Below are 15,293 nucleotides of genomic sequence, written 5' to 3'. Positions count from 1 at the left end.
GTCAGTGGCCCTTGCCGGAGAGTTGCGACAGCGCCGCGATAACGGCGCTTGAATCGGTCAGTGCGCCGAAGATGCCGTTTTCGACCGTCACCATGTGCAGCGCGGCCTCATGCGCATATCTGTCGCCGCTGGCGCAGGCATCCGAGATGGTCAGGCACTGAAAGTTGCGGTCGCAAGCCTCGCGTAAGGTTGTGTGGACGCAGACGTCGGTCGTGCATCCCGAAAACAAGAGATGGGTGATGCCCCGCGCGCGCAGCACATGCTCGAAATCGGTATAGGTGAAGGCGCCGTTGCAGGTCTTGTCGACGATGATGTCTTCAGCCGCCAAGTCGATCTCGGGAACGATCTGAAAGCCGGGGCTCGAACGCAAGAGAATGTCGGTGCCTTCAAGGCCGGCCCGTTTGCGGCGCCATTTCTCGTAGGGCGTCATGTCGGCCATGTCGGCGCGGTAGCCCTGCCTTGTGTGGATGATTTTCAGGCCTGCCGCGCGAGCGGCCGCGATCAGGCGATTGACCGTCGGCAGGATGGCCCGCAATGGCGCAGGATCGTAGCCCTGCTTGGCGAAATAGCCTGTCGTCGACAGGAAATCCTCCTGCAGGTCGATGACGATCAGGGCGGTATTCTCAGGCACCAGCCTGCCGTCATAGGGGAAATCGAAAGGTATCGCCTTGATCATTTTTCTCTCTTCCGCGGCCAGTTATGTTCGCCGACTCAAGACCCTTCGTTGGGCAGGACGCCGATAGCGGACGGGTCGATCCGGCAATCGATGATCTGTCCCGGCACGGCCGCGACGGCTGCTTCCGAACGCAGCGTCGCCACCATCTGTTCGCCGGTCGCCGTCCTGAGCAGGATGCGCTCCAGCGCGCCGACAAAGGCGTTCTCGACCACCGTCGCACGAAAGCCGATCTCGTCCTCCGTCGCCTGCCCGATGCGAATGTCCTCGGGACGCACCCATACGGTCAGGCTGTCGCCGGGCCGTTCGCGGCCTTGGGCCAGGGGAAAGCCGAAGCGCGTGCCGAACGCCTCGACCTTCGTCTCGTCATCATCGGCGCGGTGGCCGCTCAAAAAATTGTTCTCGCCGAGAAAGCCGGCGACGAAGCGCGTCGAGGGTTTCTTGTAGAGGTCGCGCGGCGGCCCGATCTCGATGATGCGGCCGTGGTTGAACACGGCGATGCGATCGGACATGGCGATCGCCTCCTCCTGGTCATGAGTGACATAGACGAAGGTCACCCCGGTCTCACGATGCAGCCGCTTCAACTCCTTCTGCATGGATTCGCGCAGCATGCGATCGAGGGCGGAGAGCGGCTCATCGAGCAAAAGGATGCGCGGCCCGAAAGCCAAGGCGCGGGCAATGGCAACGCGCTGCTGCTGACCGCCCGACAGTTCGCGTGGCTTGCGCTCGGCCAGATTGTCGAGACCGACCAGCGACAACATCTCGGCCACCCGTGCGGCGATCTTTGCCTTCTCCCATTTTCGGACCCTGAGCGAGAAGGCGATGTTGTTGGCGACGGAGAGATGCGGGAACAGCGCATAGCCCTGGAAGACAAAGCCGAAATTGCGGTCTTCCGGGTCGACATTGGTGATGTCCCTGCCGTCGAGGCTGATCGTCCCTTTGCTCGGCGCGGTGAAGCCGGCCAGTGACATCAGCAAGGTGGTCTTGCCGGACCCCGAGGGTCCGAGCAAGGTGACGAACTCTCCCGCCTCGACCGAGAGGTTGATCCCGGTCAAGGCGGTGACCTTGTCATAGGTCTTTGCCAGATCGTCGACGACCAGCAATGCCATGTCAGTTCGGGGCCATCAGTTCGGGGCCAACCATATCAGATCGGGTCCCTGATCAGCGGCGCCGTCGAGCAATGCAGGCCGCCGCCGCCAAGCTCGACCGTCTCGTAATTGCAGGTCAGAACGGTGATCCCGGCGGCGTCGAGCCTGTCGGCCAGGCGCTTCGAGCGGCTGCCATGCATGATCACGCGACCGGGCGCCACGGCCAGGCAGTTGAGCGACATGGCGCTGTCTTCCGGGGGCAGTTCGATCATCTTGATGCCGCGCTTCTCCAGATATTCGATGAACGGGTAGGGCAGTTCGTTGACATTGACGATCGCCGTCTCGACGTCGACCATAATGAAAGCGCCGTCGATGTGAATGCGGTATCCCGGCATCGGCACCTTGATCAGCTCGACACCGAGGCCGGCGAGGATGCTTTCGACCTGCCGCACGCCTTCCGGGTTGCAGGCGATTGAGACCGTGCAGACGGCGGTCTTGGCATCGATAAAGGCAAAGCCGCCGCCCTCGAACACGGCCGAACCGTGGATGGTGCCGAGGATCGGGCATCCGGCCTTGGCCAGCGCCCTTGTCACCGGAAGCTCCTCGCCGCGACGCACGCGCCGCGCCAGCCGGGTGACGATGGCGCCGCCGGGAACACCGATGACGCTGTCGCGCGTGTAGATCTGCTTCATCGCGCCGGGGGCGGCCTTGTCGACGAGGATGACATCGACGCCTTCCGAACGCAGCAAGCCGGTGAATTCGTCATGGGCGCGCTGCATGGCGGGTAAATCGGGCATGGTGCGACCCATCCAGTACCAGCCCTTTTCCGGATCGCCGAAACCGCCGACTTCAGGCATCGGCTTGTTCTCGACGACGGAAAGCTCGTCTCCGGGCCGATGCATCAGCACGGCGCGCAGCTTGCCGACATCGTTCGAGCAGCCCCAATGGCGGCCCCATACCGGAATCTGCTCCTCAGCCGTATCGAAGCCCGGTTCCGGAACGGAGCCGAAGATGCTGAAGAACTTGTTCTCCCGGTACTCATTGTCGCTCATCGCGGTGCTCATGGGTATTCCTTTCCTTTCGATCTGTTTTCGAGGTGTTTGGACTAGAACTTCTGTTGCCGTTGCCTGCGTTCGATCAGCGCGCGTGCAACCAGCGCCAGCACGGTAACGACGAGCAGTACGGTGGCGATCGCAGCCAGCGCCGGATCGACCGCGTCCTGGATGCTCGTCCAGATGCGGCGCGGCAATGTGACGACGGCGCGTCCGGTGATGAACAGTGTTACCGTGATCTCGTCCCAGGATGCCACGAAGGCCAACAACGCACCTGCGCCAACGCCGGGAAGGATGTTCGGCAATATCACCTTGCCGAAGACTGTCATCGGCCGGGCGCCGAGGCTTCTGGCGGCCTGCACGAGCTTCTGATCGAGGTTTGAGAGCGACGCGCTGATGGCCAGTACGGTCAGCGGCAGGGCGAGCACGACATGCACCAGGACGACGCCGGTATAGCTGTCGAGCAGCGACAGGCGCGCCCACAGCTTGACCATGCCGACGGCGTAGATGATGGGTGGCACGATCATCGGCGACAGCAGAAGAATGCGCATCAGCGACGGCCACCAGCCGCCGGCGGCCCAGGCGCCGACGGCGAAGGCGACGCCGAGCGCCGTGGCGATCGCGGCGCAGGCCAGCGCGATGCCGGCGCTGGTCAACATGCTTGGCAGCCAGCCTTTGCTCCAGTCGGTCAGCGCCGCGAAATGCTCCATCGAAAGGCCATCCTGCGGCAGCGACAGGTAATCGCGATCGGTGAGCGCTACCGGTATCACCACCAGGATAGGCACGAACAGGAAGCCGAGCAGGCACCAGGCCACAAAGCGGGGCAGGCCGATCTCGATGAGGCGCCGCGGTTTCATTGCTGCGGCCTCGCGACGAAGGCGGCGCGCAGTGCCGGGCTGCGCATGGCGGCAAAGACGATGATGCCGACGACCAGCAGCAGCATGGTCGACAGCGATGTCGCGAGGTCCCAGCGCGAGGTGCTCGATATCTGCACCGAGATGTATTCGGCGATCATCAGGGTCTTGCCGGCGCCGAGTAGGGCCGGCGTGACCAGGAAGCCAAGCGAGAAGACGAAGACGAACAAGGTCGCGAGCGCGATGCCGGGCAGGCTGAGCGGCAACCAGACGCGCCAGAAGATCGTGGCCGGGCGCGCGCCCAGCGAGCGCGCCGCCTGCATGATGCGACGGTCGATGTCGGACAGATTGGCGTAGAGCAAAAGGATGGCGAACGGCATCATGTAGTGGACCATGCCGATGGTGACGCCCAAGAGATTGTAGACGAGGTCGAGCGGGGACGAGATGACGCCCATCTCCATCAGGGCGCTGTTGAGGACGCCGCGACGTCGCAAGATGGTGATCCAGGAAAACGCCCTGACCAGCACCGATATCCAGAACGGCACCAGCACCAGGAACAGCGAGATGCGGCGCCAGCCGGCCGACATGTGGATGATGGCGAAGGCGACGATATAGCTCGCCAGCACGGTCAGCACCGTGGTCATGACAGACACTTTGAGCGTCGTCATGACGACGCGGCCGACCGCGGCGTTGGCGAACAGGCTCTGGTAGTTGGCAAGGCCGAACTTCGGCTCGGTCAGGCTCAACGCCAGAACCTGCAGGATTGGCGTCGCATAGAGGCCGATCGCCACCAGGCTGGCGGGAACGGTCAGCAGCAGAGCTGTTGTCTTGAAATTTCGCATCGGATCAAATCCGCATCGGATCAGGGGCCGCCGCCTCGCCGGCGGCAGCCCTTCCGTGTTGGCTCGTCAATCAGCTCGAGATGAAATCCAGATACTTGTTCTGGAGTTCGGTCTCGTGTTCCGCGTAATAGGCGGGGTTGAGCACGATCTGCGAGGCCGCATTCGCCTTGGTCGTCGGATTGACCTTGGCATCCTCCGGCGTCATCAAGGCGAGGGTCTTGGGATTGGAAGGCCCGTTGCCCATGATCTGCAGCAATACGAGCTGACCGGCTGGGTCGAGCGTCGAATTGATGAATTCGAACACTTTCTTGCCGGCGGGATTGCCCTTGGGAACCGACCAGGCGCTGGCCGAAAGGACGTTCTGCTCCCAGATCCACTTGAACTTGTCGGGCGTCTCCTTGTTGAGCAGGTTGGCGCGGGTGTGCCAGATGTTGCCCATCACGACTTCGCCCTCGCGGAACAGCTGCTGCGTCTGTGCCCCGCCTTCCCAGAAGATGATGTCGGCAAGCATCGGCTTCAGCTTCTTGAACGCCCGGTCGACATCCAGCGGATAAAGGTCGGCGGGCGCGACGCCGTCAGCCAGGAGGACGAATTCGAGTTGGCCCTGGATCCATTTGCACATGGTGCGCTTGCCCGGGAACTTCGCCGTGTCGAAGAAATCTGCCCAGCCGGTGGGTGCTGTGCCCTTGGTCGCTTCAGCGTCATAGGCGAGCACGTTCGAATAGACATAGTTCGAGACGCCGAACTCGCCGGCGAAATTCTCGGGCACCTGCGATTTGTCGACGATCGTGTAATCGATCTTCTCGACCAGATCGCCCTTGCCCAACGTCAGCGAGTCGATCATGCCGCCATCGGTGGCGTCCCAGATGACCTTGCCGGATTCGACCATGGCGCGGATGGTGCCGACCGCGGGGCCGGCCCCGTCGATCACCACCTTCATGCCGCTCTTCTTGGTGAAGGGGTCGCCATAGGCCTTGGCGAAAGCATCCGCCGCGGCGCCGCCCCAGTTGCAGACGACGATTTCCGAGGCGTCGGCCTGGGCGACGCCAGGCTTGAAGGCGGCCGCAAGTCCGAGGCCGCCAAGTGCTATCAGGAAAGAGCGGCGATCGATCTCACCGCGATTGAATTTATCGAGCGCGATCTCGGCCGCGTCTTTTGCGAAATGCGAGATTGTCATTTTTCAGGCTCCCATTGTTGGTGTTGACTTGAGGTCTTCGCGGATTTGATCCGTCTCTGTTAAATTCCCACTCTTGCCGGCGTTTGGTTTTTTCCACCGAGGCGTTTCCATCCAGTTTCCAATGCGCCCTTGCGCGGCGCAGCCACGGAATGGCGCACGACGAGCTTCACCGCGACCGGCGCCGCGTCCGGTATCTCGGCGCCGTTGATATGGTCGATCAGCAGGCCGACCGCGCGGCGGCCGAATTCCTCCGCCGACTGGTGCACGGCGGTCAGCGGCGGATCGAGAAGATCGACGTTGCGAATGTCGTCGAAGCCGACCAGCGACAGATCGGCCGGCACGGTGATGCCGAGCGTGCGGCAGCCTTGCAAAATCCCCAGCGCCAGCATGTCGGCGGAGGCGAAGATGGCGGTCGGCGGAGTGTCGAGCGCGGCGAACCGCAGGAATGCATCAAGACCGGATTGCTCGTCATAGTCGCCGAAAAAGACGTAGTCGGGGTTCACCTCCAGGCCCCGGCGCTTGAGACTGGCGGCAAAGGCGCCGAACCGTTCCTTGCTGCTGAGCAGCGCCGGCGGGCCGCCGACAAAGGCGATCGCGGTGTGGCCGTGCTCCAGGAGATGCTCGGTCGCAAGCTGGGCGCCGAGCCGATTGTCGGCAAACAGGCGCGGCGCGATGGCGCCCGGAACGTCCTCGTCGACCAGGACGACATTGCTGCAAGCATTGATCTTTTGGACCAGCGCGCCGTCGTCGGGATGGTTGGTCATCAGCAGGATGCCGTCGACCTGCGCGTCGTCGATGCGCGACAGAAAGCCCAGTTCCTTGGCCGCTATGTTGCGGCTGTTGAACATCACCAGGCTGTAGCCGAGACGGCTCGCTTCCTCTTCCGCCGCGCTCGCGATGGCGGCGAAGAAAGGATAGGAGATGTCGGAGACGATCAGCCCAATGGTTTCGCTGCTGCCTTTGCTCAAACGCCGGGCAATGGCGTTGGGGCGATATTCCAGTTTCGCCACGGCCGCCCTGATGCGCTCGCTGGTTTCGGCCGGCAGCTTGATGCGGCCGTTCAGGTGACGCGAGACGGTGGTAACCGACACGCCGGCCGCGTGCGCCACATTCCTGATCGTCGATGCCGTAGGCTTCTTCATAGAGGCGGCTTCGCCAGTGTTTTCTTGTCGATCGGGATTTCAGCATAGGAAATCGGGTTTGTAAACCGCTTTACTAAACCGGTTTCGTAAATTACGTTCCATTTTCGATAGGCAGAGCCGGCGAGCGCGGTCACGGAAATCGGCAGGGAGGAAAAGGATGGCTACGACGGGACGCGTTCTGATTGCCGGTGAATCATGGACCGTGCACAGCACCCACCAAAAGGGGTTCGACAGCTTCTCGACGGTTGAATATGCGGAAGGGATCCGCTGGCTGCGCGATGCGCTCGAAACCGGCGGCTGGCAGGTGGATTACCAGCCCGCCCATGTCGCCGCGCGCGATTTCCCGTTCGATGCGAAAGCACTCTCCCAATATGATTGCGTGATGCTGAGCGATGTGGGCGCCAACACGCTGCTGCTCCATCCCGACACATTCGTTCGCTCGGTCGCTTTGCCCAACAGGCTGCATGCGATCCGCGACTATGTCGCAGCGGGCGGCGGCTTCGTCATGATCGGCGGCTACATGACCTTCCAGGGCATCGAAGCGAAAGGCCAATATTCCGGGACGGCGATCGAGGAGATCCTGCCTGTCAACATCGCCAAGACGGATGATCGCGTCGAGTCCCCGCAAGGGGTGACACCGCAAATCCTCGAGGCGGCGCATCCGATCGTCGCCGGCCTCGGGTCGGCGTGGCCGCACCTGCTCGGCTTCAACCGCGTCACGCCGAAAAGCGACGCCACTGTGGTGGCAAAGGTGGGCGATGATCCGCTGATCGTCGCCGGCCAGTACGGCAAGGGCAGAAGCGTCGCCTTCACCTCGGATTGCGCACCGCATTGGGCGCCGACCGCCTTCGTCGAATGGCAGGGCTATGCGCCGCTGTGGCGGCAATTGGCGGCGTGGGTCTCCGGTAAATAATCTCCCGCGGAGCCGGCTAACAGTGGGACATTTCGGTGGACGCCAGGGCAAAACGCTGGTATCGGCATCGGGCCGCCAGGTGAGCGCCGGCGCGATGAAGATGCGGTCGTCCTCGACGAAGTCTATCTGCGTATCGCCGGTGTGCGCGGCGCCGGTGAGGCGGAACAGCAGCGACTTGTCGGCGTTGACAGCCCCGCTGAAATCGAACTTTCCTTCATAGCGGTTGAAGCTTCCGGCGCCGAGCTCGACCTCGCGGAGGTTCTCCTCGGTCGGGCGTTTGCTGACATAGTTGATGATGCCGCCAGGGCTTGCCTGGCCGTAGAGAACCGACGCCGGCCCGCGCAGGATCTCGTAACGTTCGGCGCCGTAGGAATCGAGCGCCGTGAACAGCGTGAAATTGCTCTCCTTGAGCTGCAACCCATCCTTGTAGAAGACGCCACTAGCGTTCGAAATCCCGCGCAACTGCAGGCCGAGGCCACGGTTGTCGGTGCCGTAGAGATTGCCGCTGGCGCCGGGCGTGTAGCGTAGCGCGCCGTTCAGACTATCGACAGCCTGCGCCTCCATCTGGTCCTTGGTGACGACCGATATCGACTGCGGCGTCTCGATCAGCGGCGTGTCGGTTTTGGTGGCTGTGGAGCCCTGGGTGGCGACGTAGCCGTCAACCGTTCCAAAGGCACTTTCGACCCGTTCCTGAACGTTGATCGGGTCGAGAGTGGTGGTTTCCTGCGCGAGGGCGTTGCCGCTGCCAAGCAGGACAGGCAGTGACATCGCTGCGATCAGCAGGTTTCGGCGCGCGGTCATTTCATCTCGGATTCTTCCGCGGCCAGAACCAGTCACCATCTCGGCACGCCTCATTTTTTCGAATTTCGACGCAAATTCGGCGCGTCACGACATTTTGTTGACTCAAAAGGTCATCTTCATTGTTGACTAGTAAACTCATGTTTCATAGTCAACCGGGCAACGGCGCTGAAAACCGGATTTGGAAATGCGCGCGCAAAGCTGGAGAGAGGCCGATACCGTGGCTGGAATTCACGCCCAGACTGCCTTCCATGTCGAAGCGGTGCGGTTCGCCGTCGGCGAGCGGACGCTGCTCGGCCCTGTCACGCTCGAGCTGCAGCGCTCGCGCGTCTACGGGCTGATCGGGCACAACGGCTCGGGCAAGTCGACGCTGATCAAGCTCTTGGCGCGCCAGCAGCCGGCAAGCTCGGGCGGTATCACCTTCGCGCAGCGGCCGCTGGTGCAGTGGGGTGCGCGCGAGCTCGCCCGTGCGCTGGCCTATCTGCCGCAGACGACGCCGGCGGCGACCGGCCTGACCGTGCGCGAACTGGCGACGCTCGGGCGCTATCCCTGGCATGGCGCGCTCGGCCGCTTCGGGCACGAAGACAGGCGCCATGTCGACGAGGCGCTTATCCTCACCGACATGGCTGATTTCACCGACCGGCTGGTGGACGAATTGTCCGGCGGCGAGCGACAGCGCGCCTGGCTGGCGATGCTGGTGGCGCAGAATGCCGGCGTCATGCTGCTCGACGAGCCGATCTCGGCGCTCGATATCGCCCATCAGGTCGAGGTGCTGGGGCTGGTCAAGGATCTCAGCCGCAAACGCGACCTGTGCGTCGTCGTGGTGCTGCACGATCCCAACATGGCGGCGCGCTACTGCGACGAATTGATCGCGCTGAAGGACGGAAAGCTGCTGACGCGCGGCACGCCGGACCAGATCATGCAGGGCGACGTGCTCAAAGGAATTTTCGGTGTCGAGATGGGCGTGTTTGCGCACCCCGTCACCGGCCAGCTCATCGGCTATGTGCAATGAGGCCACTGTGAGAATAAGGAAGAAGCCCTTGTCCAGACATGGTTTGTTCGCGGCGCTGATCGCATCCGTCGTCCTGTCGGCCGGCGGCACTGCCGCCCAGGAGCAACCAGGCGCTGTCGCCCAGGAGCAACCGGGCGCGGCGCCGGCGATCGAGGCGCCGGCTCCCGCGCCTGGAGAGGCTGCGCCGGGCGCGGTCGCGCCGCCGGCGACGCAGCCCGGCGTGGCGACGCCTATGGAGACCACGCCTATCGAGACGGGTCCTTCCACGGCGACGTCTCTGACCCTGCCGCATGATCTGTCGCCATGGGGGATGTTCATGGCAGCCGACATCGTCGTGAAAGCGGTGATGATCGGGCTGGCATTCGCGTCCTTCGTCACCTGGACGATATGGCTGGCCAAATCGTTGGAGATCCTTGGCGGCAAGCTGCGCGCCCGCCGCGCGGCACAAGCGATCGGCAATGCCGCGACGTTGAACCAGGCCGGCCGCGCGCTTGGCCACGATGGCGGCCCTGGCGCCTTGCTGGTGCGGGCAGCCGAGGAAGAGACCGCGCTTTCGGCCGGCTCGCTCGACCATGTATCCGGCGACGGGCTGAAGGAACGGGTCACTTCGCGCCTTTCGCGCATCGAGGCGGCGGCGGCGCGGCGGATGTCGCGCGGCACCGGCGTGCTGGCGACGATCGGCTCGACCGCGCCCTTTGTCGGGCTTTTCGGCACGGTCTGGGGCATCATGAACGCCTTCATCGGCATCTCGCAGGCGCAGACCACCAATCTCGCCGTCGTCGCGCCGGGCATTGCGGAAGCCCTGCTGGCCACCGCGATGGGCCTTGTCGCGGCGATCCCGGCGGTGGTCATCTACAACGTCTTCGCGCGATCGATAGCCGGCTACAGGCAAATCCTCGCCGACGCGTCGGCAGGGGTCGAACGGCTGGTCAGTCGGGACCTGGATTTCCGCACGGTCGCGCCGGCAAAGTCGATGGCCGCGGAATGAACACGGAGCGACGCCATGGCGGCTAGAATTCGAGAGAACGTCGACGGCGATCTCGAGGAAAACCACGAGATCAATGTCACGCCATTCATCGACGTGATCCTGGTCCTGCTGATCATCTTCATGGTCGCGGCCCCGCTGGCGACGGTGGATGTCAATGTCGACCTGCCGGGCTCGACCGCGACGCCGGCTCCCCGGCCGGAGACGCCGCTGTTCCTGACCCTGAAAGACGATCTCAGCCTGGCGGTCGGCAACGATGCCGTGCCGCGCGAAGCCTTCGCCGCCACGCTCGTCGGCAGGACAAAAGGCGACAGGCAGGCGCGCATCTTCCTGCGTGCCGACAAGGCGGTCGGCTATGGCGATCTGATGGAGGTGATGAACCTTTTGCGGGGCGCCGGCTATCTGAAGATCGCGCTGGTCGGCCTTGAGACGATGCCCGGCGATGCCGCGGCGCCGCAAAACGGAACGGGTCAATAATGTCGCCGGCGGCCGCCCTGCCTGTGGCCGATCAGCGCCGTTTCGGCGTACGCGAGATGGCGTGGTGGGCGGGCGCGGCTGCGCTGGTTCTGGTGACGCACGCCGCGATCGGCTATGCGATGCAGAGCTGGCGCCCGGCGGCGCCCGATGGCGGGCCGCCGCAGGCGCAGGTGATCGAGCTGTCACCGATGGCGTTCACGCCGGCCGTGCCGGCCCCGATACCGGAGGAGTTGACGCCCGATCAGCCGGATCCGGCCGAGGAACCCGAGATAGTCGAAACGGAGCCTCCACCCGAACCGCCGGTCGAGCAGGCAGAGCCGGTCGAAGAGCCGTCGGAAGCCGCTCCGGCCGACGCAGTCGAGCCGACCCCGCCGACCGTGGCGGAACGGGTCGACCAGCCGCCGCTCGAAGAGGTCGTGCCGGATGTTGTCGAGGCCGTCACGCCGGAAGTGGTCATCCCGCTGCCGCAGCCGAAACCGGTCGACAAACCCGTCGAGGCCAAGCCAAAGAAGCAGGCAAAGGCCAAGGTGAAGGAGCCAGCTGAGGTCAAGGCGAAGAAGCCGGCCAGAGAGGCCAGACAGCGTCCGAAAAAGGAGAAAGCCGCACCGGCTGCGAAACCCGCAGCCAGGGTGGCCGCATCAAAACCGGCCAAAGCACCGGCTTCGAGATCCGGTGTGAGCTCGCCCAAATGGAACTCGCAGTTGCATGCCTGGATCAGGCGGCACACGCGCTACCCGAGGGCGGCGAAAGCCCGGCGCGAGGAAGGTAGTCCACGAGTGACCTTTACGGTCGATGGATCCGGCCGCGTTCTATCCGCCCGGCTGGCTCGTTCGTCCGGTTATCCGGACCTCGATCGCGCGGCGCTCGACGCACTACAGGGCGCCAAAGTGCCAGCGCCGCCGCCGGAAAAAGCGGGTACATCTGTTGCGGCGCCTTTCACATTCAAGCTGGATTAGGTCGCTCGGCATAGACAGGCCCGCCTTGGCCGGCAGTCGGATGCGGACCGTTGCAGTCCGCATCCGGCGACGATTTTCGACTTTCAATCGTCATCCGGCTGTCATATGGCGGCCATATACATCTATAATTCTGGATTCCAGGATACATGGATAAGAACACCGCTCTTCTCGCATTGGCTGCGCTTGGCCAGGACACCAGGCTCGAAGTGTTTCGCCTGCTGGTTCGGGCGGGCGCAGATGGTGTTCCCGCCGGCGAGATCGCCTCGCGCCTCGGTACGGTGCAGAACACCATGTCGGCGCATCTGAAGGTTCTTGACCATGCCGGTCTGGTCCGCGCCGAGCGCGACGGCCGGACAATCCGTTACGTCGCCGACATGACCGGCTTTCGCGATCTGCTTGCCTATCTCATGGAGGATTGCTGCAACGGCGCGCCGGAGCTCTGTCAGCCGGTCATTCAGGCGGTGGCCTGCAACTGTTAGAAGGACGCCATGAGCGAGCCATACAATGTTCTTTTCCTGTGCACCGGCAATTCGGCACGGTCGATCCTCGCCGAGGCGATCCTGAACCGTGTCGGTGCCGGCAAGTTCAGGGCCTATTCGGCCGGATCGCACCCGAAGGGAGAGGTCCATCCCTACGCACTCCAGCTTTTGAAAACCCTCAACCACGACACGTCCTTCGCCCGTTCGAAAGACTGGCAGGAATTCGCAGCTCCCGGCGCGCCCGAGATGAACTTCGTCTTCACCGTCTGCGACAACGCAGCCAACGAATCGTGCCCGGTCTGGCCGGGGCAGCCGATGACGGCGCATTGGGGGGTGCCCGACCCGGCCGCCGTGGAAGGCACGGACGCCGAAAAGCACCTGGCCTTTGCCGAAGCCTATCGCATGCTCAACAACCGCATCTCGATCTTCGTCAGCCTGCCGATGAACACGATCGACAAGCTCGCCCTGCAGAAACGACTGGATGAGATCGGCCGCGATCTTCCGAAAGCCGGCTAACCATGGCGGCTGACATGTCACGTCGCATTGTCGCGGAAGCGCTCGGCACGGCGATGCTCGTCGCGACGGTCGTCGGGTCCGGCATTATGGCCGACAGGCTGACGGATGATGTGGGTCTCGCCTTGCTTGGCAACACCCTGCCGACCGGAGCGATCCTGGTGGTGCTGATCACCATACTCGGACCGATTTCCGGGGCGCATTTCAATCCGGCGGTGACGCTGGTCTTTGCGCTCAGGCGCGAAATCGACGCAACGGCAGCTTTGGCCTATGTCGTCGCCCAGATTGTCGGCGGCGTCGCCGGGACGTTGCTGGCGCACGCCATGTTCGAACTGCCTGTTCTCCAGATCTCCCAAACCGTGCGGACCGGAAACGGACAATGGATCGCGGAGTTGGTGGCCGCCTTCGGTCTGGTCTTCACCATTCTGGCGGGACTTCGCTTCCGTTCGGATGCGATTCCATGGCTGGTCGGGCTCTACATCACTGCGGCCTATTGGTTCACGGCTTCGACGTCGTTTGCCAATCCAGCGGTCGCCATTGCGCGGGCGGTTTCCAACACCTTCGCGGGCATCCGGCCGGTAGACCTGCCGGGGTTTATCATCGCCGAACTCCTGGGCGCGCTGGTTGCCATGGCCTTGGCAGGATGGCTGCTCGCCGAGCCTAAACCAATCAGACAGATGAGAGCCGCGAAATGACCATCACCATCTATCACAACCCCGGTTGCGGCACCTCGCGCAACACGCTCGCGATCATCAGGCAGTCCGGTGAGGAGCCTGATGTGATCGAGTATCTGAAAAACCCGCCGTCGCGCGAACGGCTGCTCGAGCTGATCAAGGCGATGGGGATGACGCCGCGCGAATTGCTGCGCGAGAAGGGTACGCCTTACGCCGAACTCAATCTCGGTGATCCCAAATGGACGGACGACGAGATCGTCGATTTCATGCTGGCGCATCCGATCCTGATCAACCGGCCGATTGTCGTCACGCCGCTCGGCACCATGCTTGCACGGCCGTCCGAAGCGGTTCTCGACATCCTGCCCAATCCGGATATCGGGCCGTTCACAAAGGAAGACGGCGAAGTCGTCATCGACGAGCAGGGCAAGCGCGTTGCCTGACCAGATACCCGAAGATTCCTTGCCGAACGTGGACGAAGACCTGTTCCGGCCGATCGACCTGCAGGCGCTGCTCGACGTGCCGCGGTCGATCCATAAGCCCCGCGTGCTGATGCTCTACGGCTCGCTGCGCGAGCGGTCCTACTCCCGGCTCGCGACGGAGGAGGCCGCTCGCATTTTGCGTCGCCTGGGTGCCGGGGTGCGCATCTACAATCCCTCCGGCCTGCCGCTGCCAGATTCGACGTCGGCCGACCACGCCAAAGTCCAGGAGCTGCGAAACCTGTCGATCTGGTCGGAAGCGCAGGTCTGGTGCTCGCCGGAGCGGCATGGCTCGATGACGGGAGTGATGAAGGCGCAGATCGATTGGCTGCCGCTCTCGGCTGGCGGCGTCAGGACGACGCAGGGCCGTACGCTCGCGGTGATGCAGGTTTCCGGCGGCTCGCAGAGTTTTAACGCCGTCAACCAGCTTCGTATCCTCGGCCGCTGGATGCGGATGGTCACCATCCCCAATCAGTCGTCGGTGGCCAAGGCTTCCAACGAGTTCGACGAGGCCGGCCGCATGAAGCCGTCCCCCTACTACAACCGGATCGTCGACGTTATGGAGGAGCTGATGAAGTTCACGCTCCTCTTGCGCGATCGATCCGACTATCTCACGGACCGCTATTCCGAGCGCGTCGAAAGCGCTGAAGAGGTCGCCAAGCGGGTCAATCAGCGGTCGATTTGAGGGGTGATTGCTGCTCGCCGGTATCGTGGCTGGACGCACGATCATCCTGATAGGCCTCACAAGCGGCGTGGATACTGGTAAACGGTTAATTCGAGAATTTTCGAAATAGTGTTGACGCGGCGTTGTCTCGGCGCTACCTTATTTCTATGAAACTCGAACAAGCGGCAAAACAACTCGAGGCGCTCGGCAATCCGACGCGGCTCAACGTTTATCGCACGCTGGTGAGGGCAGGTGAGGCCGGGCGACCGGTCGGGCACCTGCAGGAAACGCTCGGCATCGCTGCGTCGACCCTGTCACATCATCTCCACCGGCTTATCTTGACCGGGCTGGTCACCCAGGAGCGCCAGGCAACGACCTTGATCTGCCGTGCCAATTACCCCGTCATGAACGATCTGCTCGGTTTTCTTGCCGACGAATGTTGCGCCGATGCCGCATGCGGTCCGGGCGTCGGCGAAGCGGCTGCGTAGCTCTTTTTTTGGCCAATATTTCTATAATCC

18 protein-coding genes and 1 pseudogene are annotated in these 15,293 nt (G+C 63.3%); 11 read left to right on the top strand and 8 right to left on the bottom strand.

What is annotated here, in order from left to right; all coding sequences use genetic code 11:
- Position 1: 1 nt before the first annotated feature.
- From AC0L26_RS11395 to AC0L26_RS11365, 7 genes are all read right to left on the bottom strand, one after another.
- Positions 2-676, bottom strand: a complete 675-nt coding sequence (locus AC0L26_RS11395) for a cysteine hydrolase family protein (protein ID WP_473632594.1) — start codon at positions 674-676, stop codon at positions 2-4.
- Positions 677-711: 35 nt separating this feature from the next.
- Positions 712-1,782: an ABC transporter ATP-binding protein gene (locus AC0L26_RS11390; protein ID WP_473632593.1), complete on the bottom strand. Its 1,071-nt coding sequence runs from the start codon at positions 1,780-1,782 to the stop codon at positions 712-714.
- Between the two features lie 35 nt (positions 1,783-1,817).
- Positions 1,818-2,825, bottom strand: a complete 1,008-nt coding sequence (locus tag AC0L26_RS11385) for a dimethylarginine dimethylaminohydrolase family protein (RefSeq protein WP_352928547.1) — start codon at positions 2,823-2,825, stop codon at positions 1,818-1,820.
- A 41-nt stretch (positions 2,826-2,866) separates the two neighbouring features.
- On the bottom strand, positions 2,867-3,670 hold the full coding sequence (locus tag AC0L26_RS11380; RefSeq protein ID WP_473632592.1) for an ABC transporter permease: 804 nt from the start codon (positions 3,668-3,670) through the stop codon (positions 2,867-2,869).
- Positions 3,667-4,509: an ABC transporter permease gene (locus tag AC0L26_RS11375; RefSeq protein WP_473632591.1), complete on the bottom strand. Its 843-nt coding sequence runs from the start codon at positions 4,507-4,509 to the stop codon at positions 3,667-3,669. Before AC0L26_RS11375 ends, AC0L26_RS11380 begins: the two co-directional genes overlap by 4 nt.
- A 70-nt stretch (positions 4,510-4,579) precedes the next feature.
- The gene (locus tag AC0L26_RS11370; protein ID WP_473632590.1) at positions 4,580-5,686 is read right to left on the bottom strand and encodes an ABC transporter substrate-binding protein; all 1,107 of its coding nucleotides are present in this window, start codon (positions 5,684-5,686) and stop codon (positions 4,580-4,582) included.
- A gap of 59 nt (positions 5,687-5,745) precedes the next feature.
- Positions 5,746-6,828 (bottom strand): LacI family DNA-binding transcriptional regulator, encoded by a 1,083-nt coding sequence (locus AC0L26_RS11365; protein WP_473632589.1) that lies wholly within the window; start codon positions 6,826-6,828, stop codon positions 5,746-5,748.
- A 157-nt stretch (positions 6,829-6,985) separates the two neighbouring features.
- Between AC0L26_RS11365 and AC0L26_RS11360 the strand changes: the two genes are divergently transcribed.
- The gene (locus tag AC0L26_RS11360) at positions 6,986-7,741 is read left to right on the top strand and encodes a glutamine amidotransferase (RefSeq protein ID WP_473632717.1); all 756 of its coding nucleotides are present in this window, start codon (positions 6,986-6,988) and stop codon (positions 7,739-7,741) included.
- A gap of 306 nt (positions 7,742-8,047) precedes the next feature.
- On the opposite strand, the pseudogene AC0L26_RS11355 reads toward AC0L26_RS11360, so the two are convergent.
- A pseudogene (locus tag AC0L26_RS11355) lies at positions 8,048-8,509 on the bottom strand (TonB-dependent receptor plug domain-containing protein); the annotation flags it as partial.
- Between the two features lie 217 nt (positions 8,510-8,726).
- On the opposite strand from AC0L26_RS11355, the gene AC0L26_RS11350 reads away from it, so the two are divergent.
- The 10 genes from AC0L26_RS11350 to AC0L26_RS11305 all read left to right on the top strand — a co-directional run bounded on the left by AC0L26_RS11350 (position 8,727) and on the right by AC0L26_RS11305 (position 15,263).
- The gene (locus AC0L26_RS11350; RefSeq protein ID WP_473632588.1) at positions 8,727-9,551 is read left to right on the top strand and encodes an ATP-binding cassette domain-containing protein; all 825 of its coding nucleotides are present in this window, start codon (positions 8,727-8,729) and stop codon (positions 9,549-9,551) included.
- Positions 9,552-9,579: 28 nt separating this feature from the next.
- Positions 9,580-10,539: a tonB-system energizer ExbB gene (gene exbB, locus AC0L26_RS11345; protein WP_473632587.1), complete on the top strand. Its 960-nt coding sequence runs from the start codon at positions 9,580-9,582 to the stop codon at positions 10,537-10,539.
- A gap of 15 nt (positions 10,540-10,554) precedes the next feature.
- A complete protein-coding gene (gene exbD, locus AC0L26_RS11340; protein ID WP_473632586.1) occupies positions 10,555-11,013 on the top strand; it encodes a TonB system transport protein ExbD in 459 nt (152 codons plus the stop codon).
- Entirely contained in the window at positions 11,013-11,969 is a 957-nt protein-coding gene (locus AC0L26_RS11335; RefSeq protein ID WP_473632585.1) for an energy transducer TonB family protein, read from the top strand. The genes exbD and AC0L26_RS11335 overlap by 1 nt, the downstream gene beginning before the upstream one ends.
- A gap of 146 nt (positions 11,970-12,115) precedes the next feature.
- Positions 12,116-12,448, top strand: a complete 333-nt coding sequence (locus tag AC0L26_RS11330) for an ArsR/SmtB family transcription factor (RefSeq protein WP_473632583.1) — start codon at positions 12,116-12,118, stop codon at positions 12,446-12,448.
- A gap of 9 nt (positions 12,449-12,457) precedes the next feature.
- Positions 12,458-12,964: an arsenate reductase ArsC gene (locus AC0L26_RS11325; protein ID WP_292310885.1), complete on the top strand. Its 507-nt coding sequence runs from the start codon at positions 12,458-12,460 to the stop codon at positions 12,962-12,964.
- A 2-nt stretch (positions 12,965-12,966) separates the two neighbouring features.
- Positions 12,967-13,656: an aquaporin gene (locus tag AC0L26_RS11320; RefSeq protein WP_473632582.1), complete on the top strand. Its 690-nt coding sequence runs from the start codon at positions 12,967-12,969 to the stop codon at positions 13,654-13,656.
- Positions 13,653-14,075, top strand: a complete 423-nt coding sequence (gene arsC / locus AC0L26_RS11315; protein WP_473632581.1) for an arsenate reductase (glutaredoxin) — start codon at positions 13,653-13,655, stop codon at positions 14,073-14,075. The genes AC0L26_RS11320 and arsC overlap by 4 nt, the downstream gene beginning before the upstream one ends.
- 19 nt (positions 14,076-14,094) lie before the next feature.
- Positions 14,095-14,796, top strand: a complete 702-nt coding sequence (gene arsH, locus AC0L26_RS11310) for an arsenical resistance protein ArsH (RefSeq protein ID WP_473632580.1) — start codon at positions 14,095-14,097, stop codon at positions 14,794-14,796.
- A gap of 146 nt (positions 14,797-14,942) precedes the next feature.
- Positions 14,943-15,263: an ArsR/SmtB family transcription factor gene (locus tag AC0L26_RS11305; RefSeq protein ID WP_473632579.1), complete on the top strand. Its 321-nt coding sequence runs from the start codon at positions 14,943-14,945 to the stop codon at positions 15,261-15,263.
- The last annotated feature ends 30 nt before the right edge of the window (positions 15,264-15,293 follow it).

The organism is Mesorhizobium sp. WSM4823 (genome assembly GCF_055811195.1).
This window is presented reverse-complemented; position numbering and strand designations above follow the sequence as displayed.

What these genes read in the sequence shown, in the direction of transcription:
- AC0L26_RS11395 (WP_473632594.1), bottom strand. Translation starts at nt 676, where the DNA reads ATGATCAAGGCGATACCTTTCGATTTCCCCTATGACGGCAGGCTGGTG.
- AC0L26_RS11390 (WP_473632593.1), bottom strand. Translation starts at nt 1,782, where the DNA reads ATGGCATTGCTGGTCGTCGACGATCTGGCAAAGACCTATGACAAGGTC.
- AC0L26_RS11385 (WP_352928547.1), bottom strand. Translation starts at nt 2,825, where the DNA reads ATGAGCACCGCGATGAGCGACAATGAGTACCGGGAGAACAAGTTCTTC.
- AC0L26_RS11380 (WP_473632592.1), bottom strand. Translation starts at nt 3,670, where the DNA reads ATGAAACCGCGGCGCCTCATCGAGATCGGCCTGCCCCGCTTTGTGGCC.
- AC0L26_RS11375 (WP_473632591.1), bottom strand. Translation starts at nt 4,509, where the DNA reads ATGCGAAATTTCAAGACAACAGCTCTGCTGCTGACCGTTCCCGCCAGC.
- AC0L26_RS11370 (WP_473632590.1), bottom strand. Translation starts at nt 5,686, where the DNA reads ATGACAATCTCGCATTTCGCAAAAGACGCGGCCGAGATCGCGCTCGAT.
- AC0L26_RS11365 (WP_473632589.1), bottom strand. Translation starts at nt 6,828, where the DNA reads ATGAAGAAGCCTACGGCATCGACGATCAGGAATGTGGCGCACGCGGCC.
- AC0L26_RS11360 (WP_473632717.1), top strand. Translation starts at nt 6,986, where the DNA reads ATGGCTACGACGGGACGCGTTCTGATTGCCGGTGAATCATGGACCGTG.
- AC0L26_RS11350 (WP_473632588.1), top strand. Translation starts at nt 8,727, where the DNA reads ATGCGCGCGCAAAGCTGGAGAGAGGCCGATACCGTGGCTGGAATTCAC.
- exbD (WP_473632586.1), top strand. Translation starts at nt 10,555, where the DNA reads ATGGCGGCTAGAATTCGAGAGAACGTCGACGGCGATCTCGAGGAAAAC.
- AC0L26_RS11335 (WP_473632585.1), top strand. Translation starts at nt 11,013, where the DNA reads ATGTCGCCGGCGGCCGCCCTGCCTGTGGCCGATCAGCGCCGTTTCGGC.
- AC0L26_RS11330 (WP_473632583.1), top strand. Translation starts at nt 12,116, where the DNA reads ATGGATAAGAACACCGCTCTTCTCGCATTGGCTGCGCTTGGCCAGGAC.
- AC0L26_RS11325 (WP_292310885.1), top strand. Translation starts at nt 12,458, where the DNA reads ATGAGCGAGCCATACAATGTTCTTTTCCTGTGCACCGGCAATTCGGCA.
- AC0L26_RS11320 (WP_473632582.1), top strand. Translation starts at nt 12,967, where the DNA reads ATGGCGGCTGACATGTCACGTCGCATTGTCGCGGAAGCGCTCGGCACG.
- arsC (WP_473632581.1), top strand. Translation starts at nt 13,653, where the DNA reads ATGACCATCACCATCTATCACAACCCCGGTTGCGGCACCTCGCGCAAC.
- AC0L26_RS11305 (WP_473632579.1), top strand. Translation starts at nt 14,943, where the DNA reads ATGAAACTCGAACAAGCGGCAAAACAACTCGAGGCGCTCGGCAATCCG.